This is a genomic window from Bartonella sp. AP30XZML (assembly GCF_042195945.1).
Lineage (GTDB): Bacteria > Pseudomonadota > Alphaproteobacteria > Rhizobiales > Rhizobiaceae > Bartonella.
This window is the reverse complement of sequence record NZ_JBHIPJ010000053.1, coordinates 13,144-37,162: the sequence shown is the minus strand read 5'-3', so window position 1 is coordinate 37,162 and position 24,019 is coordinate 13,144. Positions and strand designations below refer to the sequence as shown.

Below are 24,019 nucleotides of genomic sequence, written 5' to 3'. Positions count from 1 at the left end.
AGCACCAAGAACCGCGCTAAACAACATGAATAGCAATCTATAAAGTCCAACGATAGCATAAAGGCTTTCTATGCTCTACAAAGCGTAACATACGATCAATATTCGCCTGAAACATAAAAGAACAAATCCCAAGCATATGCGCATAATACATGCAGGCAAAACAATGGCAATGAGATAGATCCCAATAACGATATTTCTTTATCGTTCTCGTAAACAAAGAGAAAAACTTCAACTTTTCATATACGCAATTTTTCTAAATTTAAACTTTAATTAAGAAAAAATATGGTGTAATTTCTTATATTTTAAAATATTGAAAATAATCTTATTATATTTTTAAGAAAAAATTTCATATATACATAATATAGTTATTATTTATACAGTATTTTTATTGTTATTTTTAAAGTTTATCTTTGATATTTCTCTAAAAATACGTGATACCAATTTGAAATGTATCATTGTGATACTACTTTTAATGTAGATAATTAAGGAGAATTAATATGTTTGGTTCATTCAACACATTCGGTCATATGGCGACAAAGCCTTCTTTTGGTCATTCGCACAATTCAAGACCTTTTCATGGAAATGCATGCAGTCCTAATGCTTTTCTTTCTCACATGAATGCACAAGGTTTTGACTATGCAGTTGCAGGAGGGATAACCGGAGCAGCATTGGGAGCTGCAACTGGTCCAGGTGTACTTATGGGTGGACTTACTGGTGCCACGACTGGTTTCTTCGGAGGTTTTGGTTTAGGGTTCGTACAGAAAGTTCATGAGTGTTGGTTCTAATTTTTAGAGAGCAACTATAAAGATATCTCTGAAGTTAATAATTTGTAATTTTTTTCGAAAAATATCTAAATTATATTATCTACAATTATTATTGAGACGGACTTCAGAGATATTTATAATTTATAATTTATAATTTATATTATAATTTGGATTGCGTGATGACAGATCTTATCTCTAAAATTATTGAAACGCTTATAGCAACATTTTTTTTTGGTTTAATATATCTTTTTTATTATAATTTTATTTCTTATAGTTGGAAAGATTCTCTAAAAAAATCATTATTAATAAGCTCAATATTCTTTCTTGTTAGTCTTTTATTTAAATATATTGGTTTATATCAAATTCTGAGAAATATTTTATAATAGACATTTTTAAAATGTCTTAGTGTTTTTATAAAAAGCTCTATACCGCAATAGGTTTTGCTATATTTGAGTATCCTAAAAACATAGAATACCTTCTTTAATATCATCACATCAGATTTAAAAATTGACTATTCTAATCTTTGTCATTTAGTCTAACCTCACAATGAAAAGCTTTTGGAATAACTCTGCCAAAATATAAAAATACAATGGCTGATTTTTCTAAAAAATAAAAAGAGGGAAACATGACTGAAAAAATTTATCCAATATCAGAAGAGATCAAAAAAAATACTTTACTTGATGAAGAAACTTATCAACAATGGTATCGAGAAAGCATCAATGATCCAGAAAGCTTCTGGGCAAAACACGGTCAACGCATTGAATGGTTTAAACCTTTTACAAAAGTAAAAAACACTTCTTTTAACGGAGATGTCTCCATTCAATGGTACGAAGATGGGATAACAAATGTTACCTATAATTGCATTGATCGCCACCTGAAAACCCATGGAGACAAAATCGCGCTCATTTGGGAAGGAGATAATCCTTATCATGATAAAAAAATAACCTATAACGAGCTTTATGAACATGTTTGTCGTTTTGCCAATCTTTTGAAAAGTCGTGGCATTAAGAAAGGCGATAAAGTAACCATTTATCTTCCTATGATTCCCGAAGCAGCCTATGCTATGCTTGCTTGTGCTCGCATTGGAGCCATTCATTCGGTTATTTTTGCAGGCTTTTCTGCTGAAGCAATAGCAGGACGCCTTGTTGACTGTGAATCAACCTTTATGATTACCGCTGATCACGGCTTGCGTGGCGGCAAACGGATTAACTTAAAAGACAACGTTGACCATGCTATTGAGATAGCAGCGCGCCAAAACGTGCATGTGGACCAAGTCATGGTTATACGGCGGACTTGTGGACCCATTCAATGGATAGAGGGACGTGATTTTTGGTACCACGAAGAGATAGCTCATGCCAAAACAGCTTGTCCACCAGAACCAATGAACGCTGAAGATCCGCTTTTTATTCTTTATACTTCAGGCTCAACCGGCAAACCCAAAGGTGTTTTGCATACCACAGCAGGCTATCTTGTTTTTGCCGCGATGACACATCAATACGTTTTTGATTACCACCCCGATGAAGTTTACTGGTGTACAGCTGATATTGGTTGGATTACCGGTCATTCTTACTTGGTTTATGGACCTTTATGCAATGGTGCGACCACTTTAATGTTTGAAGGCACACCAACCTTTCCTGACAAAGGAAGATTTTGGCAAATTGTCGACAAGCATCAAGTCAATACACTCTATACCGCACCAACAGCTATCCGCGCCTTAATGGGAGCAGGAAATTCGTTTGTTGAACACTCAGACAGAACGTCGTTGCGTCTTTTAGGCACGGTAGGCGAACCGATTAACCCAGAAGCATGGGAATGGTTTTATCATATAATTGGAAATGACCGTTGTCCGATTCTCGATACATGGTGGCAAACGGAAACAGGAGGGCATATGATCACGCCCTTGCCTGGTGCAACCCCCCTCAAAGCAGGATCAGCCACACGTCCTTTTTTTGGTGTTCAACCCCAAATTGTTGATGCCCAAGGCAATATTTTAGAAGGTGAAGCAGAAGGCAATCTTTGTATCAGTGATTCATGGCCAGGACAAATGCGCACGCTTTATAAAGATCATGAGCGCTTTATTCAAACTTATTTTTCCTCCTATAAAGGAAGATATTTTACAGGCGATGGTTGTAGGCGCGATAGTGACGGCTATTACTGGATTACAGGGCGGGTTGATGACATTCTCAATGTCTCGGGACACAGGTTAGGAACTGCTGAAATTGAATCAGCCCTTGTTTCTCATCCCGCTGTATCAGAAGCAGCTATTGTGGGTTACCCGCATCCCATTAAAGGACAAGGAATTTATAGTTTTATCACCTTAATGGAAGGGACAGCGCCGAGTGAAGAGTTACAAAAAGAGCTTATTAAACATGTAAGACAAGAAATAGGTTCTATTGCCATATTGGATAAAATTCAATTTTCCCCACAGCTTCCCAAAACGCGATCAGGAAAAATTATGAGACGTATTTTACGAAAAATCGCCGAAAACGATTTTGATACTCTCGGAGATATCTCAACTCTTGCCGAACCACAAGTTGTTGAAGATCTGATTGCTAACCGACAAAATTAAAGAACCCACGAAGAAATATAACATACGGTGGTTTTTGTTTTTTTTTGCTAAAATTATCTCAGCATTATTACGAAAACCACCGAGGAGAATAAAAAACAAAACAATTCATGAAAAGCTCAATCATTCTAACAACAAACGCTTTTCTTCATGAGAGGTAAGAAATAATTTAAGCAAAAACCTCAGGATTGGGATACGAACAAGAATAAGAAAGTAAGATAAAAAGAGCAACATAGCTTTTTAAAATCACCTAATGTCCACTCAATGCAAAAAAAGCCTCTGAGTAAGAAGGAAAAATAGTTCTGATGTTTATGCTAGAATCCCTTTGAAATTCCTGCTAAAATCATAAATAAGGCTAAAAAAAGAAAGTATAAGTGATAATATTCTTGAGCAAAAATATTTATCTATAACGAGGGTGTATAAAAAATATTGAAAACCATGAAATCTAAAATAAACAAGCTTACAACAAAAATCTAAAGCAATGAAAGTAAGAGTTATTAGAATAAATGATGCAATATAAAATCAGGAGTAATAATAAAAAGTGATTCATTTTGAAAATGTCGGCCTACGCTATGGAATGGGCCCTGAGGTCCTTCGTGATATTAGCTTTCATATTCCTCCTGGATCATTTCAATTTCTCACAGGTGCCTCTGGAGCAGGGAAAACGTCGCTGATGCGTCTTATGTTTTTAGCACTCAAACCCACCCGCGGTCATATTGATCTCTTTGGAACAGACACAGCATTACTCAAACGACAAGAGCTCCCTGCGCTGCGACAACGTATCGGGGTGGTTTTTCAAGATTTTCGTTTACTCGACCACATGACCACTTATGAAAATGTTTCCTTACCTTTACGCATTAAAGGACAAGAAGAAGCAACCTATCGCAGTGAAGTGGAAGATCTTCTCTGTTGGGTAGGTCTTGGAGATCATATTCATGTTTTACCACCGGTTCTTTCCGGTGGGGAAAAACAAAGGGTAGCCATTGCACGCGCACTCATTGATCAACCTGAAATTCTACTTGCCGATGAACCCACCGGAAATGTCGATCCGCCCTTGGCAAAACGCCTCCTGCGTTTGTTTATTGAATTAAACCGTTTTGGAACGGCTGTTATCATTGCCACCCATGATATTGCCTTAATGGAACAAGTTGCAGCACGGCGTATGCTTCTCCATAACGGACGGATGACGATTCATGAATAAATTTTTCTCCGTTTTTACCAGCAATAAAAAAAATACAACAGCGATTATTCCCAGTGGTAATATTTCTGGAAAAGCATTGGTTGCCGTGATTGCTATTATGACATTTCTTTCAAGCCTCACCTTAATCGGAGTTGATTTGGTCCAACGTGCCGCCGAAAATTGGAGTAATCAGATTAGCTATGAAGCAACAATACAGATACGCCCCATTGACAATGTTGATATCAACAAAGCACTCCGTGATGCCGTAGAATTGGTTAAAACCTTTTCTGGTGTACAAGATGCAAAAATTGTTGACCAAAAAGCCACTGAAAAGTTACTGGAGCCATGGCTTGGAACAGGCTTCAATGTCAATGAACTACCCCTTCCCCGCCTCATCATTGTGACCCTGAAGAGAAATGAAAAAATCAATTTTGCAGCCATTAATCACGCCATTAAAACCCAAATTCCAGGAGGTCAATTTGATGATCACCGTGTTTGGGTTCATCGTTTTGCGACCATGGCACACACCACTGTTTTCATTGGTTTTTCAATTTTAGCATTGGTTTTAGGCTCTCTTATCCTCACCATCATTTTTGCCACCCGCAATGCATTGGCAGAAAATACACATATTATCAATGTCTTATATTTCCTTGGTACTGAAACTCTTTTCATTGCTCGCCAATTTGACTGGCATTTTTTTAAAACTGCGCTGCGTGGTGCTTTATATGGTGGTCTCACAAGCATCTTTCTGTTTTCAGCCTTTTGTCTCTGGACGAATTATAACCTAGGAAGAGCAGAAGCCAGCCAAATAACGGCTTTATTAGGACATATTTCCATAAGTTCCATTCCTTATGGCAAAATCACTCTGCTTATTATTTTTGTTTCTTTTCTCACCACCCTTACCAACCGCATGACTATTTTAGCGCAACTGAAAAAAATCGATCAATGTGAAAACGGTTTATTTTAATTTTATGACTTACAACAGCCCCAACTCATTGATGCAAAAAAATTTAGACCGCTCTATTCCAAAACGTCCCCACTATAGTTGGTCTCCCCGCTGCTTATTTCGCTATTTTCCACCCACAACACTGACTCTTGTAGTCATTGTTTTCATTTTTTGGGGTGGTTTTATTATTTTTTCTGAAAAAACCGAACGACTTGTCCCCCCAACGCCTCTTCCCAAAGCCGATGCTATCATTGTGCTTACAGGTGGAGAACACCGAATAGAGACAGGACTTCATCTCTTACAAAAGGGGCTTGGTTCACGACTCCTCATCAGTGGCGTAAATACCTCAACAAACCTGAAGAGTTTCATGCATAACATGCATATTAACCCACAGCTTATCTCCTGTTGTATTGACATTGGGCATCAAGCGATTAACACCAGAGGAAACGCCGAAGAAAGCGCTGCTTGGATCGAAAAGCATCACTATAAAACCCTTTATATCGTCACCCATGATTACCACATATGGCGCTCGATGCGTGAACTTAAATATCTCATGCCTGATATCCATTTCATTGCTTATCCTGTGAAGAAGAGCAAAGCTGAAAGCACAATACAACAGATCAAGCAAGCCCGTATTCTCATATTCCAATATATTAAAACACTGCAAGTCTATATCAGAACCGCCTTCTGACCTTTCTCCCTGATCTTTATTCTTATGACTTTAAACCTTGCTACCCTCTGACTGCTTTACCCTTCTCTCCATACCTTTCCACACGAATTACCGCCATAAAAGCCCGCCAGAACTTCCCCCCATACAAAGCACAACGCCCCGATACACGTGTCACTGTCTCGCACGTTCACCCAAAACATCTCTTACATCCCAAACATATCTCACAACACGTGATCTATCTAATGCCATCCCCAATATAGAAGACAGCTCTTGTAAATAAATCTTCCCAGATAGCTATAAGATCAAACTTGTCATAAAAATCTATTTACACCACTGTCTTACCCTTCATAAAAAATGCAAACCGCCCCACCCTATATTTTGCCACCCCCAAGTATTACGATAGCTCTTACGCCACTTGGGATGATTGGTAAGAGAAATGCTTTACGCCTTTCTTAAACACGCACATACCAACCTCATATGACATGCAAAGAAGTAATTTTAATAGATTTAAAATAAGAAAATTTATAATACTTAGATTTCTCATTTAACAGAGAGAACATTAAACTATCATTATAAATCAATATATTAGTAACTACTTCTTCATTCTACAAAGCATCTTCATAAGAGCATTTTAGATCACAGATAGGAATAAGCTCAAAACGCACACCGCGACAAATACCCTACATTTTTTATCGCAATCTTTTTTGAAATCATTTCGCTCTCTAAGATCACTTTTTGTCGGGTTTCCTCCCCAAAAAAGAACGAAAATTTTTAAACTCTATTGATCTGTAAACAATAATAACTCAGCTTCTTGTCTAACGCGTTCTCCCTGCTCACTTCAATATCAGAACACCTCAAAGGACAGATTTCATGAGAATTGTCATGTCCTCTCAACATCTCAAAGGACGATGATTCCTATCAGCAACGATTTGTAAACAGTTCACTTTCTCTGGACAAGTTCCACTCAGCTTCCCCATTTATATGGTTTACTTACATAAAGCTCGACAAGAAAACCCTGCCTGAGAATATTCATCACTGCCGCTAAAGCTCATGCGTCATAATTTTAGCGACCTCACTGCCTAAGGTGCTTTATCACATACAATATATTGATTTATAATGAAAATTTATTACGCTTCAACTTGAATGAGAGCTCTCAATATCATCAGATTCTCTCATTTCAAATCTGCTCTCTATTGAATCAATCAAAACCATTTTCTTGCACATCACATAGGACTTGCACATCACAAAGGAAGAGAGCCTGCGCAGCGTAAAACTGTACAAGAAAGGCACGCCTCTTATGGACTGTCTCAAGTGTCGAGGGCTTATCGCAAAACCCACGAACGAGCAAAGTATATGAGAGTGCCAGCTTGTTACGACTCGAGACTATTTTACCGCACGATGGATAATTTAACCCTTTCAGTTTCTCTCACTTCCAATTTTGGAAGATTACGCACAATTTTCATCGTTTCTAAACTTACCGTAATAACCCGTTGAAACAATTCCAATGGATAAGCTGGATTACCCACCGTTTCAACAGCATAGCGATTAGCATCATTAACAAGTCCATTCGCTTTATCCGTTTTGACAACCTGCCGCTCCATCACCCATTCAAGAGCAGACCTGCCATTGACCACATACTCATAAGCTTCAAGAGGAATATTCTGTATCGTGATATGCGCATTATAAACCACTGTGCTCTTATCAATAGCACCACGCTTACCAGCAAATTTCATCGCTTCAACACGATAGAAACTCTTCTCATCAGAAATCACCCAAGTTCTTGGATCACCCTGTTTATAGGTAACGGGATAGGGTTCAACCTCTTCATAATTCATATGCAAATCACCAAGCTTGCGCCCCGCTGTAACAAAAGCCCAAAAATCTTCTACTCTTTTGACCGTTGGAATACGCGGCAATTGTTTAGATAAATTATGCGCATAACGAGCACGATAATCTTCAGAATGCAAAATCCCATAAACATAATAAAACAAATCATCCTTTGTTATCATTTCACCAGGATAAGCTGCCTTAAAATAAGCCAATCCTTCATCCGTGAGAGCATCACGCCGCTCTAAACCAGTTTCTTTGCTTTCCTCTGCAAAATTTGCAAACAAATGAACCTGATTCCCTTTTTTAGCTCCCAAGGACACAGCATCTTCATAAACATACCGTGGAAAACATTGGCCTTTCTCCATTGCATCCAAGCTAGGCAAGCCCCTACTCATCAGAACAGAAAATCCACTGCTTGCTCCAACTCCCGTAACTTGTATCACCTTATTTTCAGCCGCCTTTTCTAAAGGAAAGATACGTGGCATTTGGTATACTCTCTCATTAAAAACACGATTATAATAAAGCCACTGTTGTGTAAAAGGACGATAAAGGCTCTGAGTAATATACGTATCTTTAAATTTAAAAGCCTTTCCCCTTATTAATTCTTCTTTAAGGCTACTACTCCAACTAATCTTTTTAGCATCTGTATTGACAAAATTGTTCACAGCATTTGCACGCATCTTGCGATCAGAATGCGCATAAGCATTATTAAAATGTTCTACTTCACTGTTATAGAAAGCAATCATATTGCGCATATTTTTTGCTAAAGATTCACGGCTTGAATTATATGCCCAAGCATCACGATTGGTTTTTAAACCACAAGAAAAATTTTCAAAGAGCTTTTTATCACTGCCCTTCTTATCACCTAAGGCTAGAAATTTTTCAAAATCACCATTACGTTGATCTAACCAATCGCCATGCTCATCTGGTGCAATCATCTGCCAACCGTGTTCACGCTTGATACCGTCAACACTGTCTAATCGCTTAAGTTCAGAGAGTTTCTCTTTTGTCGTGAGATTATCCCCAATATCATGATAGTAAATTTTACAAGGCTCAGAAACATTTGGATTTTTAACAAACAGTGTCACAGCAATTCCTGTCATACTTCCACTTCCAAAAATATTTTGCCCTTCTTGAGCACGTCCTTTACTCATCATATTTTTACGAATATCACCTCGTAAATTGAAAACATAAATACTTGAAAATTCTTCATTCAATTCTTTTCGTAAGCCATTCATAGAATATCCACTGATAAAACCCGCATTTGTCACAAAACCAATAACACCACAGTCTTTTATGCGATCACTTGCCCAACGAATGGCACGGATATAACTGTCATAAAGTCCATTAACATTATTCGCTTTGGACTGAGCAGCATAAGTTTCACGGATACGACGATCCAATTTAGGATAGCTAATATTCTGCGCATTATCGTTTTCATTTTTTTGCCCAGAAGAATAAGGGGGATTGCCAACAATAACACGAATATCCAGTTCCTTCTGGCGTGAGCGACGAGTGCTGTTATCCACCAACAAATCACTGATCAGGTCTTTTTCTTGCTCATAAAGCTGGAATGTATCGGTTAAACAAATTCCCTCAAACGGAACATAACCTCCCCCCATCAGACCATGATAGGTTGTCTCAATATTAATAGCTGCAATATAATAGGCTAAAAGCATGATCTCATTGGCATGGATTTCATGACAAAATTTGTGTTTCATCTCCTCTGGTTTTATCAAACCCGATTGTAAAAGCCGCGTGATAAAAGTCCCCGTTCCAGTAAAGGGATCAATAATGTGAATACCCGATGAGCCAAGTGTTTGCCCAAATTCATTTTGCAAGACATCATTGACAGAGTTCAAAATAAAATCCACCACCTCAACGGGCGTATAAACAATCCCTAATTTTTCGACCGTACGTGGAAAAGCATAACGGAAAAATTTATCGTAAAGATCTACAATTAATCTCTGCTTGGCTTTTGGATCCGTAATGCCACTGGCGCGTAATTTTACACTTGCGTAAAATTTTTCCAGATCTTTGGATTCCTTATCAAGATTTGCCTCATCAAGCACATCAAGCATACGCTGCATAGCACACGAAACAGGGTTCTCACGTGTGAACTGATAGCCTTCAAACAACACCTGAAAGACAGGACGCGTGATAATATGCTGTGCCAACATCTCAATCGCATCAGCTTCTGTAACAGCATCATTTAAATCATCACGCAGTTCTGCCACAAACCTGTCAAAGGCTTGACGCGCCTTAGTATCTGGCTTTGCCAGAATACCTGTTAAGCGTGCAATATGATTCTTAGCAATTTCCGCAATATTGCTCGCCCAATCCTCCCAATAATCTCGTGTCCCACACTTTTTGACAATCTTTGCCATGATGGCACGCGAAATCTCATCCACAGGGAAAGCAAGCTCCCCTTGTCCATCTGTAAAAAGGACATCACGCTCCGCTGTACCAATGCCCAATCGTGCTGGTTGTGCGCGTAGTGGAAGATTGTCTACAACAGCCGTAATAGCCTTTAATTCAGTGCTCTGTGTGACACCAATAATCTCAATCACATTGCTAATATCTTGCCCGAGGGATGCCTTATTAATCGTTGCATCAAAACGATCATCATGTGCACGCAAAGCATTTAAAATTTGCCAGATAACCCGATATTTATCATTGTTGTTCAAAGCCTGTTCCGCTGGAGTATCAGGAGGAATACCAATTGGCAAAATGACATATCCCATCTTTTTACCCTCAGAGCGACGCATCACCCGCCCAACCGCTTGCACAACATCAATCTGGCTCTTGCGTGGATTTAAAAACATGATCGCATCAAGAGCCGGAACATCCACCCCCTCAGACAAACACCTTGCATTGGTTAAAATACGACAAATATCATCCCCACTATCAGCTTTCAGCCAATCAAGTAATGCACCACGATCCTTTGCATTGAAAGTGCCATCAACATGCTCAATTTCACACTTCAGAAAATGCTCATTTTCTGTATCCTCTTTCGTATAATCAAGATATTCTCTAACAACCGTAGAAAACTCATCACGCACAAGTTCAGAACTTTTAATAGTTTTACAAAATGCTAAAGCACGATGCATAGGATATGAATCCGTACCAACATCAGCCTTCATATTTTGTTTTGTCAAAGCCTTATAACAGCCAATAATCTTTGTTGCATCATCAAGAATAAGCTCAGAATCGCTATCACTAAGGCGCTTCTGAACAGCGGAACTGACCAATTTTTCGTCCATTGCTAAGACAATAACCTTATAATCTGTTAAAAGATCATTTTGTACTGCCCATGAAAAACTCCGATAAAAAAGTGTTTTACCAAAAAGCTTTTCATCATCCATAGAAGCAAGAACAGCATTAACTTCATTCGCGCGACTTTTTGCGTTATCACCAAAAATGCGTGGTGTCGCTGTCATATAAAGGCGTTTCTTGGCGCAAATAACATCATTAGAATGCACCTTAACAAAATTGGATTCACCCTCGCCCACCAGCGTTGCCCCTGTTGTACGGTGCGCTTCATCACAAATGATAAGATCAAATGTTGGCAAACCATAGTTTTTCTGAGCATCAGCAATCACCTGAATAGATTGATAGGTTGCAAACACCACGGTCATCTTATCTGCAACACTCTTCGCCACCTGTTCTGCAAGTTTAGCAGCATCGGTTGTCGCCGGAAAAGCAAGATCAAACACATCAATTTCAGCAACATCATCACTATTTTTACGACGCTTTCCCACTTGTGTATCTGAACAAACAGCAAAGGATCTCAATCCGATTTCTGCATCCGTTGTCCATTCACGGACCGTCTGTGACATCAGTGCCAAGGAAGGAACAAGAAACAAAACAAACTTGCCTTCACCCGCCAAATCCTCAGCAATTTTAAGACTGGTAAATGTCTTACCAGTCCCACAAGCCATAATAAGCTTCCCCCGATCTGCTTGAGCAAGCCCAGCACGCACATCAAGCAATGCTTCCAATTGATGTGGACGCAACTTCTTTTTATCCTCCAAAACAACTTTGCCCTGGGCTGCAAAAATTTCCCAACAGACCGGACTTTGTTGCATATCGGAAAGATTAATTCGTATAACAGGAATATCCTGCCCCCGTATCATTGTTTCAGCGTTATCACTCCAAGCACTTTCAGTACTATCTATAATAACACGCCGCTTGAATGGAGCTTTCCCTGATGCCGAAATAAAACTATCAATATCTGCTTTTTTAATTCGATAGGCTGCATCATAAAATTTACATTGGATTGCTGCAAACCCCTCTTCATCACGAAGCTTTGCCACAAGATCAATACCGGTATCCCGACCATCCCAACCATTTTCATGAGCCCAATCTTTAAAGGTTTGAACCTTTTCATAACACCCAAACTGAAGAGGATCATATATTAGATAAGCAAGAGCAAAACGCTCAAAATATGTACCTTTATCTCGTTCGGTACGCGCTTCATCACGATATGTCTGTAAAAGCGATTGCAGCGTCGTCATGCTTCCCCCCAATGAAAAATACCTTCAATTATCGAATCTAAACCAATTCGTCAATGCCTCTTGTTCTACCCAAAAAACTTAAAAAAGCTTAAAATTGCTTGATTTTAAGACATTTCTTCTATGCTTAATTAAATCAACAATAGAGAATCTTTTGATCCTTTTGAGTATCCCCCAAATCATATGATGCATTTATTGATGTCTATATCCCTATGGAAATAAACGGTAAGGCGTGATGATTTTGAAAATATTTTTTGCCTTTTGTTAAGAATACAAAATAAAGTGCGCAATAATTTTAGGATTTAGCTTAGGAATGAGAGGGGGGAAATGGATACGACACCTGCGAACACACAAGACACCAAGGAAGAAACTCCACACACAAAACAGCGCATTTTACGAACGATCATGCATATAATTTTACTATAATACGCAAAATATTAATCGTGATATTCAAAATATTGATTTTTAAAATATTTCTTTATCTTTTGTTCTTTCGTAGACTAATTATTCGCTTCTTATACTTTATAGCGGGTGGCTTTAGAATTCTTTTTATCTGTATCGGACTTGTAGCAGGAGGGAGAATACCATACCAACTAGACATACCATTGCTCATCACTAGCGCCATTATGTTCTTTAGCAGCATAACTGCAGCTTGGTATTACGATGTTCTCTTACTTCATCTCATACCTGCTGAATATGAGCTTATTCTTTTTCAATGAATGAAAACCCTTTTCATTCATACATCATTCAAAATAAGAAGCGATCCGCCTCTCAAACTTTTTGTCGTCCTCACCAAACTCATGAAATCAAACCCGCATCTCACGGTATTAGTTCTTAAGATCGCGCCCCCTACCGAGTATCTGACGGCATCCTTACCCTAGAAACTCAAATGGCTTGTTTATCCTTCAGCTCCAAAATCATGAGATAAGGCAGAAAAAAGCGATGCCTTAAACAAAATATTCTAAAGAAGCTACGTTACTCAAATAAAGGAACAGAAAATGACAGTGTCTTAGGTCACATTTTAAAACTTGAGCAAGATCATAATTTTATTTGCATAAACCTAAACACCTATAATTTGCACCACCCTCTGCAAAACCAAAAGTGAGAAATCCACATAACCTCTTTTCCGAAAATCTTAAAAAGACTAAACGAAACCTCTTAAACTGCTCAGCTATCTCGATACCAGTTCATTTTTTTGGAAGAACGGAGGTTTAAGCTGTTTTTGGCATCAACCTTCTTTTTTGTTCTTTTGTTTGTTAGCAGATATACTATTCACTACCCCGCCTCTTTTTAAATTAAATCTTAAGAATCGTCGCGCAATATATTTCATTTGTCCTCCTCTTCATATCTCAGAAGACGAAGATTTTTAACAAAATTCAGTCTGCAAGCAATCTCATTCTAACGGGTTCCATTTAACTTCTCCTTAATAGGATTTACTTCCATAATACTTGACAAGAAAGATTTAAAAATATTCATCATGCATTCTCAAAACATTTAATGCCTCAAGAAGGCTTATATGCCTACCACATCTCACATGATGTGGTGCGCTATAAGAAACGTTCACCTCTAGTGGTACGCTCCACTTAACGAACAAAGCGTTTTCTAAAATAGAGCAGCAAATAATGCTAAACTTTTCCCATTCATGTTTTGCTTCATAAACGCTTCATCCAAGTGGAAAGCATCACGAACAAACATGCCCAAATTGATAAAGTCTAATCGCGTGAAAGAGCGACAACAGGGTCAAGCCGTGAAGCTTGCCGCGCTGGAGAAAAGCCAAAACATATTCCTATGAGGGTTGAAAAAGTAAGAGACATAATGATCGATTCAATGGTATAGATAAGATGGATAGGTGCCTTAAACAGAAGGAACAAGCCACCGATAGAAAGCCCAAGCAAGATCCCCAAACCACCACCAATGACACAAACCAACACCGCTTCAATGAGAAACTGCTGCAAAATATCACTTTGGCGTGCACCAACTGCCATACGCACACCAATTTCATTGATCCGCTCAGAAACGGTGACCAGCATAATATTCATCACCCCAATACCACCTACAATCAGGGAAATCGCTGCAATTGAAGAAATTAAAAGTGTTAAGATATGTGTACTCTCCATGATACGTTCACGAAAGAATTCTGAATTTCTAATGAAAAAATCTTCTCCACCATGCCGCATAATGAGAAAACGTTTCACCATGTTTTCCGCTAAATGTGAATCGACATCATCAGCAATCCTAACAGTAATTGCACGAACTTCTGTTGTACCAAGAAAACGCGTTTGCACTGTTGTATAGGGCAAATAAAGCTGTAATGTATTTGATGTGTTTCCATTTGCGTGATTTTGCGAATCAACAACACCAATAATACGCGCTGGAACATTACCCACATGCACCACTTTGCCAAGAGGGCTTTCATGGCTATGGGGAAAAAGAACAGACAATGCTTCTTTTTCAATCACGAGATCAACCGCCCGATCATGCACACTTTTTTGATCAAAAAACTGTCCTTTGAAAACTTTAAGCCCCTGTGTCTGAAAGAATTGTTCTCCCACCCCCACAATGACAGCATTGACTTCAACTGCACCAAAACGCACTTTTGAGCTTGTTGAAATCTGAGGTGTTACACCAGAAACATAAGGTAACCCAGACAAGGCTTCTGCATCAGCTTCAACCAAACTGGTTATTTTTTCTGCTTGTGGATCAGAAAAACTTTTGCCAGGAAAAATGGTTAATGTATTAGCACCCAAACTTTTAAAATTTTCCAGAATTTTCTCTCGTGTACCATTCCCTAAAGCCACCATAGCAATAATCGCCCCAATACCGATAATCACCCCAAGCATTGTTAGAAAAGTCCGCATGCGATGTGCATTCATTGCCAACAGAGCCATCACAAACGCCTCACGGAATCGCTCAACAAAAGAACGAAAAAAGCCCAGTTTTTGTTGGCCTTTTAGATTTTGTTGTTCCTGAAGAGATTTTCTACCAACTTTTGTTTTTGCAACCCTTGACCGCTTATCAGCAATAATTTCCCCATCACTGATTTCGATAATACGCTCTGCTCTTTCAGCCACCTGCATATCATGGGTTACAATGATAATAGTACGTCCCTCTTGATGAAGTTCATCCAAAATATGCAATACTTCTTGCCCACTCTTTTTGTCCAATGCACCAGTTGGTTCATCTGCAAGAATGACCTCCGCATTATTCATGAGCGCCCGAGCAATAGAAACACGTTGTTGCTGACCACCGGACAGCTGATTTGGACGATGATTTATCCGATCACCCATGCCCAAACGTGTTAAAAGATCCTGTGCCCGCTTTTTCCTTGCTTCCACGGCACTTCCCGCATAAATAGCCGGAATTTCAACATTACCAAGAGCTGTCAATTCATTCAACAAATGGTAACGCTGAAAAATAAAACCAAAATGATTACGTCGCAAAGCCGACAATTCATTCGCAGAAAGGGAAGCTATTTCTTTACCAGAGATCCAATAACGGCCAGAAGTTGGACGGTCAAGACAGCCTAAAATATTCATCAAGGTAGATTTACCTGAACCGGAAGCACCTACAATTGCCACCATTTCACCACGTTTAATGGTAAGATTGATGTTTTTCAAAACGGTAACAAACGCTTCGCCCGCAGGAAATTTGCGCACAATATTTTCCAAGACGAAGACAGCATCTGCTTGATTTGTGCTCATGCTTTAACTCTCGTCTTCGCTATGCATGTTAGAAGACTCGGGCATCACTCCATCAGACGAACTGGTGACGACGACATCACCCTCGTTAAGTCCTGAAATAATCTCTGCCATAACCTTATTATTCAACCCAACGCTCACCTGTTTAGTAACCAACTTATTTTCCCCCACCAAAACAGAAACCCATGCTTTACGCTCTCTTGTCTCATCGCGTAAAGCATTACTTGGAACCAACAAGACATTCTGTGCGCGCCCTAAGATAATATGAACTTGAGCAGTCATATAGGTTCGCAAAAAATTGTCCGCATTATCAACATGTAGAATTCCGTTATAATAAATAGCCGATGAGATTAAAGCACTAGAACCACTCACCATACCAGGATTAATACTCACATCAGCACGAATTGTTTCAGGAGCCGGCTCTACTTTTTCTAAAACGCCTTCATAACGACGCTGTGAATTACCTAGAACTGTAAAATAAAGTGGTTGTCCAGCTCGGACTTTAAGAACATCTGCTTCTGAGATTTGCGCCTTGATCGTCATCTTTGATAAATCACCCAAAATAACAATTGTTGGCGCCGACTGAACCGCATTCACATTCTGCCCTTCTTCCACAACTGTTGCCAAAACCGTTCCCGCTGAAGGGGCAGTGATGCGTGTATAACCTAAATTAACCTCTGCACTCTCCACATCAATTTGTGCTTGCACAATCTGCTGACGAAGTTGTTCAATTTGCGCCTCGCGTATTTTCACCTGTGTCATAGCCTCATCGAGGTTCGCACGTGAAACCGCACGTGTTTCAATCATTTTTTTCTGACGCTCTAAATTTTTCTGTGCAAGAGAAAGATAGGCTTCTTGTTCTACCAAACTCGCATAATAATGCGATAATGCTGCTTTTTTTCTTTTTAAATCATTTTCCTGATCTGTAGGATCAATTTCTGCCAAGAGATCGCCTTCTTTCACAACACTCCCAGGGGAAACATGCATTGACACCACACGCCCTGTTGCTCGCGCACCAACAGCCACCAACCGGTAAGGACGTACAAGACCAGAAGCTAAAACACTTTCCTCAATATCCCCACGCTTCACCACCGCTGTTATATAAGTTGGAGTAGATGTTCCAAAAAAAACAGAACGCAACCATAAAAACAAGAGAATGAGAAATATAGCAGTTAAAAAGAAGGAAAGTTTTTTGTGTTTTGTAATGAAATTTTTGAGTAAGTTTTTTTTCATTTCCCTACCTTTGCACGCAAACGAGGTGCACCATCAACGACTTCCGGACGTGATACATCAACAACGCCATCCCAGCCCCCGCCCAATGCTTTCATCAACGTGATATATTGTGTAACCAAAGAAACACGGCTATCTTTAAGCGCCATTTGTGCAGAATAATAAGAGCGATCAGCATTTAACAATTCAAGAAAACTGGTATTTCCATTCTCAAAAAGACTCCGTGAAAGTTTTAAGGAATGAAGAGAAGCTTTATTCGCAATGATTAGCTTTTCTAAGCGTTGATGTTCTTTAGTTAATCTTACCAACGCATTTTCTACATCTTCTAAAGCTCCCAAAACAGCAGCTCGATAAGTAATAAAAGCTTGATCACGCTGTGCACGCGCGACAGCAATAGAAGCCTCAACCTGACCTCCATTAAAAAAAGGAAAACGCAGACCAGGTCCAAAAGACCAGCCAATCGTTGAATTTTTCCATAACTGATCTATCGCCGTTGCGGCTGTCGAAATATTACCTGTTAAAGTAAGTGATGGATAGCGATCTGCTTCACGTTGACCAATCCGCGCTGTCGCTTGCGCATATTGACGCTCTGCCCGTCGTAAATCCGGACGTGTTAACAAAATATCAGCTGGAATTCCTGCTGGTATCGGCCAGCGCGGTTGTGGAATCTTTGCATACTTAGCATTTTTTTGTAAAAGAGCCTTCAATGCCGTAGGCACACGACCAGTTAAGACAGAAAGGCGATGAACGCTCATTGCTAAATTCGCTTCCATCTGTGATATATCTGCTTCTGTATTTGCCATTTGTGCTTGCGCATTTGAAACATCGAGCTCAGAAACATCACCAGCTGTTAATCTAGCACGCATCAATTCATAGGTTTTACGTTGTGATACAGCAATTTGACGCACAATCAACAATTTCTGTTGCCAACCACGCATTTGTACATAATTTGTTGCCACATCTCCTAGCAATGTCACCATGGTAGCACGCATATCTTCCACAACCGCATCAAGACCATAACGCGCTGCTTCAACCGCTCGTTTATGCCCACCAAAAAAATCAAGCTCCCAGCTTGCATCAAAACCACTACGGTATTGGTTTAACAATGCATCAGACTGTGCAGAATGACTACGGGTTCCTGAAATTGAATTGGACACATTTGGCAAAAGAGTTCCCACAACCTGTCCTAAACTCGCACGCGCCTCACGTACCCGAGCTTTGGCAACAGCAACATTATTATTTCCAGAAATCGCATAATCCATTAATGCATCTAGAACAGGGTCATTCAAACGCCGCCACCATCCGGCAAGCGCAACTGGCTGTCCAGCAGTCTGTGCAGATTTTTCTCCCCAAACTGCTGGAACACGAAAAGATGTTTTCTGGTAATTGGGACCAACCATACATCCTGACAAAAGCAACCACAACAAGACACTAGAAAGTAATCCACGAGAAGCGCCCCTTTTGAGATTTCTGATATACATCTAGTCTCCCGCATTCTTTCAGAATCATTATTTAATATTAATACTTTATTTACCTCTTATTTCAAACTTGACGTGAAAAATCAAATACAGTTTGCACAGGAATATGATCTGAAGGACGTTCCCATCCGCGCGCATCACGAAAAATCGAAAGATCTACAACAAAAGGTGCTAAATCAGGAGAAGACCAAACATGATCAAGCCGCCGCCCATAATCGGTAAATGCCCAATCGCGTGCACGATAACTCCACCATGTATAAAGCTTGGTAGGAGCAGGAATATGCAACCGCATCAGATCAACCCATCCACCTTGACAACACAAATCCTGTAAACGCTCGGTTTCAATAGGAGTATGGCTTACAACCTTCAACAATTGCTGATGAGACCAAACATCCTCTGCCAAAGGAGCAATATTTAAATCGCCCACCAAAAGAGAAGAAAGACCATCTCCTTGATCCGCACGTATGGAAGACATTTCTTCTAAAAAATCAAGCTTATGACGAAATTTTTCATTCACATCAGCATCTGGAATATCTCCCCCAGCAGGAACATAAAAATTATGAATCCGCAAGCTTCTCCCATGGGCTTCCACAATAACTGAGATATAGCGACAATCTTGGTTTTGGCAAAAAAAACGCTTTTCTACCTTTTTAAAAGGCAAACGAGAAGCAATAGCCACCCCGTTATAAGATTTTTGTCCACTCAATGCGATATGCTTATAACCCGCTGCTTCAAAAGCCTCCACTGGAAATAAAGCATCTGGACATTTTGTTTCCTGTAGACACAAAACATCTACGGAAAAGAGATCCAAATACTGAAAAACCTGTGCAAGACGCAAACGAATAGAATTAATATTCCAAGTTGCAATACGAAAGAACATTTGTTTTAATCCCAATGACGTAACACTCTTTCTTCATTTCTTCGAAGGAAGTGTGAACATCCCATTAGCGAACCGGACGTCTGTCCGCACATTCATAATCTGCACAGTAGTTTCCAAATTTTGTTGGTCAACAATTGTCCACTGTCGCAAAGCAGAGCCTTTAGAATCAAAAACCATCCTTATTTGCCCTGCCCCAATCGTTTTATCATGCAGAACAATCGTTACAGCCCCTGGATCTTCGCGAAATGCGAACAAGCGCCCAGAAGATACATCAATTTTATCATCCAACAAAAATTTCATTGGCGTTTGCGAAAGTTGTGAAAAGTTCCAAGTATTCAAAGCCCGATTGTTAATACCTACAAATTGGCCATCTGAAATAATCTGTAAAGGCATTTTTTTGTAAATGAAACGAATTTTCCCTGGGCGCTCTAAATAAAATGTCCCCTGAGACATTTTTCCCTTTGGACTAAACTGAATAAAATCACCTGTCATTGTTTTGATTGCCGCAAAGTGATTCACAACATTTTGCGCCTTTATCACTTTATTAGATGCTTGCGAAAAAACAGGAACAGTTAAACACCAAAAGATAATAATTCCCACCAACCCAAAGACTCTTCTTTGCGGTAAAAAAGACGTTTTCATAAAAAATGCTCCCAAGCAATACTTAATTGACTTTATAATTCATAACTTAAGTGATCAACGACGAATAAATACCCTTCTTTATAAGATAAAGATATTGTTTGAAAAAAATATCAAAAGATTTTTAAAAGTATTCTTCTTCGACAATCTCCAACACTTTTCGCTTACCCATATCATTAGCTGGACTAATGATGCCTTCTTCTTCTATCCTTTCGATCAATGTGGCGGCACGGTTATAACCAATGCCTAAACGACATTGAATATAAAAAGTTGAAGCCTTACGATCACGAAGCATAATAGCAACAGCTTGACAATAGGAATCATCTGCTAAAGAAAAAGCTAAAGAAACATCCTTTTTTATTTTTTGCGGTATCGTTTCCAAATAATCAGTCTGCGTTTAAGTTTCCGAAAGCATCCAAATTTCCTGCTTTTCTAAACGCATAATATATTCTTTTCCACCCCTAATCTATGAAGCAACATAAATTATAGTCAAGACATAATGGATTAAGGACTAAACATATTACTCGCAAACCTGAAAGCTCTTTTAAGTATCAAAAATACTTTTTTGACTTCCTTCTCACCCAAAAGAATAAAAATTTTCACCACAACCGCTCTGTAAACAGTTTGGAGTTTAGCAAATTTCACTTAGCTTCCCACCCCATATAATTCATTTATATTAAGACTCGACAGATCAGCCTTGCCCTAAATATTTAGAGCGCACTTAAAAAGACACTTAAATATCAAGTCTTACATGCTTTTACACCCCTACATTCGCAATAACATTATTTTATACCAAGATATTGATTTATAATAATTTATCTTTTTAACTTAAATCATAACGCCAAATACAATAAGATTCTTTCATCACATACTCTCTCATATTGAATTAACTCAAATCATTTGCTTGCACATTACAAGCAAGGTTGGTGTGTGGATAAAAGTTATATAAGATAAAGAATCCCCTTATAAAGAGTTCCAAGTGCCAAGGAGCTATCGCAAATCGAGAACTGGTGTATGAAAATGCAGACTTTCTACGATACAGTAAACAAACACTTGTTTTATAAGATATTATAAAAAACAACTATAAAGATTTTTCAAAAGCGCTCTTCTTCAGCAGGCACTAAAATTTCTCGTTTCCCTGCGTGATTTGCTGGACTAATGATACCTTCTTCTTCCATCCTCTCAATCAGTGTCGCAGCACGATTATAACCAATGCCTAAACGGCGTTGAATATAAGAAGTCGAAGCCTTACGATCACGAAGCACAATAGCAACAGCTTGACTATAGGGATCATCTTCTGAAGGAGAAGCCAAAGAAACATCAGCACCATCCTCTTCAACTTCTTGCGTAATTGTTTCCAAATAATCAGGTCGTGCTTGCGCTTTGAGATGCGCAACAACCTGCTCCACTTCATCATCCGCAACAAAAGGACCATGCACACGTTGAATACGTCCTCCTCCCATCATAAAGAGCATATCTCCTTGTCCCAATAATTGCTCGGCCCCCTGTTCACCTAAAATTGTTCGGCTATCAATTTTTGAACTCACAGAAAAAGAAATACGTGTAGGAAAATTGGCTTTGATCGTCCCAGTAATAACATCGACGGAAGGACGCTGTGTCGCCATAATCACGTGGATACCGGCAGCACGTGCCATTTGTGCCAAGCGTTGAACCGCGCCTTCAATGTCTTTACCAGCAACCATCATCAAATCAGCCATTTCATCAATAATGACAACAATATAGGGCATAGGACTAAAATCAAGTGTTTCCGTTTCATAAAGAGGCTCACCGGTCTCGCGATCAAATCCAACTTGAATTGTCCGCACCATTGTCTCTCCCTGACTTGCAGCTTCCCTAAGACGTGCATTAAACCCATCAATATTACGAACGCCTAGTTTTGACATTTTACTATAGCGTTCTTCCATTTCACGAACAGCCCACTTTAAAGCAATCACGGCTTTTTTAGGATCTGTCACCACGGGTGTTAATAAATGGGGAATGCCATCATAAACCGAAAGCTCAAGCATTTTCGGGTCCACCATAATGAGACGACATTGTTCAGGTGTCATACGATAAAGCAATGATAAAATCATTGTATTGATAGCAACAGACTTTCCCGATCCTGTTGTACCAGCAACCAAAAGATGGGGCATTTTTGCTAAATCTGCAACAACAGCTTCCCCCCCGATTGTCTTACCCAAAGCAAGTCCTAGCTTGGCTTTGCTGTCAATAAATTCTTGCGCCTGCAACATTTCTCGTAAATAAACCATCTCACGCTTTGCATTAGGCAATTCTATTCCAATAACATTACGTCCTGGAACCACCGCAACACGCGCCGAAATCGCACGCATCGAGCGTGCAATATCATCTGCCAAACCAATGATACGGGAAGACTTAATGCCTGCAGCCGGTTCAAATTCATACAAAGTTACCACCGGTCCAGGACAAGCATCTATAATTTTTCCTTTGACCCCAAAATCTAACAAAACCCCTTCAAGCTCCTGAGAATTTGCTCTTAAAATAGCAGGAGAAAGTTTTGCATCCTTAACAGACGGTGGTGGAACCGAAAGATAATCTACAAGAGGAAGAACAAAACCACCCTTTGAAGAAGCTGTTAAAGACTTTCGATTTTTAACAGGAGAAATATAGGCTTTATTTTGATTTTCCTCACACTTTACTTTTTCACCTAAAAAAGTTGGCTCAATCCGATCAAATGGCTTTCCTTGCCCTTTACTCTGAAAACGCCTTTTGAAACAGAATAAACGAAAAAAACGCGCTTGAAAAAAATAAAAAAGATGCAAAAGAGCGCCACAAGTTGTCGCAAAAAAACCATGATTTTCACGATCCTCCTCTGCGGCATATTCCGTATCTTCTTCCAACTCAAAGACTGGATTAACGATTTCGTCTTTGGGAATGCTTTTTTCTTTTCTTTTCTTTGTTCGACGCCGCCATATCACATTACCAGCAAAAGCAGCGGTGAAAAAACCTAAAAGAATAAAAACAACACTGAAAAACACCGTGTAAGGAGGAGAAAGAAAAAGAGGAAAGACTGAAGAAGCAACACTTAAAACTTTATCTCCTAAAACCCCTCCTAATCCCATTGGCAATGGCCAATAAGTAAAAGAAGCAACAGGTGACATAAGGGCAAAAGCAATTAAAAAACAAATCGTTGATAGCACCCATAAAAAAAAGCGCAAAGTCAAATTGTAGATATTCTTTTGCGCCAACAAGAGAAAAGACCAAAATAACGGTGGCAACAAAACAGAAAGACTTGCCAAGCCAAAAAACTGCATAATAAAATCTGAAAAAATTGCCCCCATCCACCCCATAAGGTTTGTAACCTCATTTGTACTTGCATGGGTTAAAGATGGATCCTCAACATTCCACGTCGCCAAAGCAAACACACAAAAAATAATAAAGCCTAAAAGCCCAAGCCCAATAAATACCCCTATCTGACGTAAAAACATCTCAATAAGACGCGAACCTTGAGAATTTCGCACTTCTAATGAATCATAAGGAGAAGAACTTCGGTGCATCTATCAATTCCAAATACAAAACTTTCATATTTTAAAGAGTTATAACTCCCTCTCTCTCTTAAAAAAGGATGAAGCTTAAAACTCTGTA

The 24,019-nt window shown here is 39.2% G+C and carries 12 protein-coding genes and 1 pseudogene; 5 read left to right on the top strand and 8 right to left on the bottom strand.

The features are described from left to right. Window positions 1–497 precede the first annotated feature (497 nt). The 5 genes from ACFIL2_RS03680 (at window position 498) to ACFIL2_RS03660 (ending at window position 6,147) form a co-directional block, all read left to right on the top strand. Window positions 498–785 carry a hypothetical protein gene (locus tag ACFIL2_RS03680; RefSeq protein ID WP_375680176.1) on the top strand — a complete coding sequence of 96 codons (288 nt, stop codon included), beginning with the start codon at window positions 498–500 and terminating at the stop codon, window positions 783–785. A gap of 604 nt (window positions 786–1,389) precedes the next feature. Next, window positions 1,390–3,333 carry an acetate--CoA ligase gene (gene acs / locus ACFIL2_RS03675; RefSeq protein ID WP_375640385.1) on the top strand — a complete coding sequence of 648 codons (1,944 nt, stop codon included), beginning with the start codon at window positions 1,390–1,392 and terminating at the stop codon, window positions 3,331–3,333. 538 nt (window positions 3,334–3,871) lie between these two features. Then, entirely contained in the window at window positions 3,872–4,531 is a 660-nt protein-coding gene (ftsE, locus tag ACFIL2_RS03670; RefSeq protein ID WP_273723097.1) for a cell division ATP-binding protein FtsE, read from the top strand. Further along, window positions 4,524–5,477 (top strand): cell division protein FtsX, encoded by a 954-nt coding sequence (locus ACFIL2_RS03665; RefSeq protein WP_375617826.1) that lies wholly within the window; start codon window positions 4,524–4,526, stop codon window positions 5,475–5,477. The genes ftsE and ACFIL2_RS03665 overlap by 8 nt, the downstream gene beginning before the upstream one ends. Before the next feature lie 4 nt (window positions 5,478–5,481). Continuing rightward, window positions 5,482–6,147: a YdcF family protein gene (locus tag ACFIL2_RS03660; protein ID WP_375617825.1), complete on the top strand. Its 666-nt coding sequence runs from the start codon at window positions 5,482–5,484 to the stop codon at window positions 6,145–6,147. A gap of 1,367 nt (window positions 6,148–7,514) precedes the next feature. Here the strand turns inward: ACFIL2_RS03660 and ACFIL2_RS03655 are convergent. The 8 genes and pseudogenes from ACFIL2_RS03655 to ACFIL2_RS03620 form a co-directional block, all read right to left on the bottom strand. Continuing rightward, complete coding sequence (locus tag ACFIL2_RS03655; RefSeq protein ID WP_375680175.1) at window positions 7,515–12,473, bottom strand: DEAD/DEAH box helicase; 4,959 nt, start codon at window positions 12,471–12,473, stop codon at window positions 7,515–7,517. Between the two features lie 1,709 nt (window positions 12,474–14,182). After that, complete coding sequence (locus ACFIL2_RS03650; RefSeq protein ID WP_375680174.1) at window positions 14,183–16,171, bottom strand: MacB family efflux pump subunit; 1,989 nt, start codon at window positions 16,169–16,171, stop codon at window positions 14,183–14,185. 3 nt (window positions 16,172–16,174) lie between these two features. Next, window positions 16,175–17,401, bottom strand: a complete 1,227-nt coding sequence (locus ACFIL2_RS03645) for an efflux RND transporter periplasmic adaptor subunit (protein WP_375617822.1) — start codon at window positions 17,399–17,401, stop codon at window positions 16,175–16,177. Beyond that, window positions 17,398–18,879 (bottom strand): efflux transporter outer membrane subunit, encoded by a 1,482-nt coding sequence (locus ACFIL2_RS03640; RefSeq protein WP_375640389.1) that lies wholly within the window; start codon window positions 18,877–18,879, stop codon window positions 17,398–17,400. The genes ACFIL2_RS03645 and ACFIL2_RS03640 overlap by 4 nt, the downstream gene beginning before the upstream one ends. A gap of 61 nt (window positions 18,880–18,940) precedes the next feature. Then, window positions 18,941–19,756, bottom strand: coding sequence for an exodeoxyribonuclease III (locus tag ACFIL2_RS03635; RefSeq protein WP_375680173.1), 816 nt, complete (start codon window positions 19,754–19,756; stop codon window positions 18,941–18,943). A 33-nt stretch (window positions 19,757–19,789) separates the two neighbouring features. Next, window positions 19,790–20,398, bottom strand: a complete 609-nt coding sequence (locus ACFIL2_RS03630; RefSeq protein ID WP_375633473.1) for an outer membrane lipoprotein carrier protein LolA — start codon at window positions 20,396–20,398, stop codon at window positions 19,790–19,792. Window positions 20,399–20,519: 121 nt separating this feature from the next. Then, window positions 20,520–20,783, bottom strand: a pseudogene (locus tag ACFIL2_RS03625) (DNA translocase FtsK); the annotation flags it as partial. Window positions 20,784–21,489: 706 nt separating this feature from the next. Then, window positions 21,490–23,931 (bottom strand): DNA translocase FtsK 4TM domain-containing protein, encoded by a 2,442-nt coding sequence (locus ACFIL2_RS03620; RefSeq protein ID WP_375633474.1) that lies wholly within the window; start codon window positions 23,929–23,931, stop codon window positions 21,490–21,492. Window positions 23,932–24,019 lie beyond the last annotated feature (88 nt).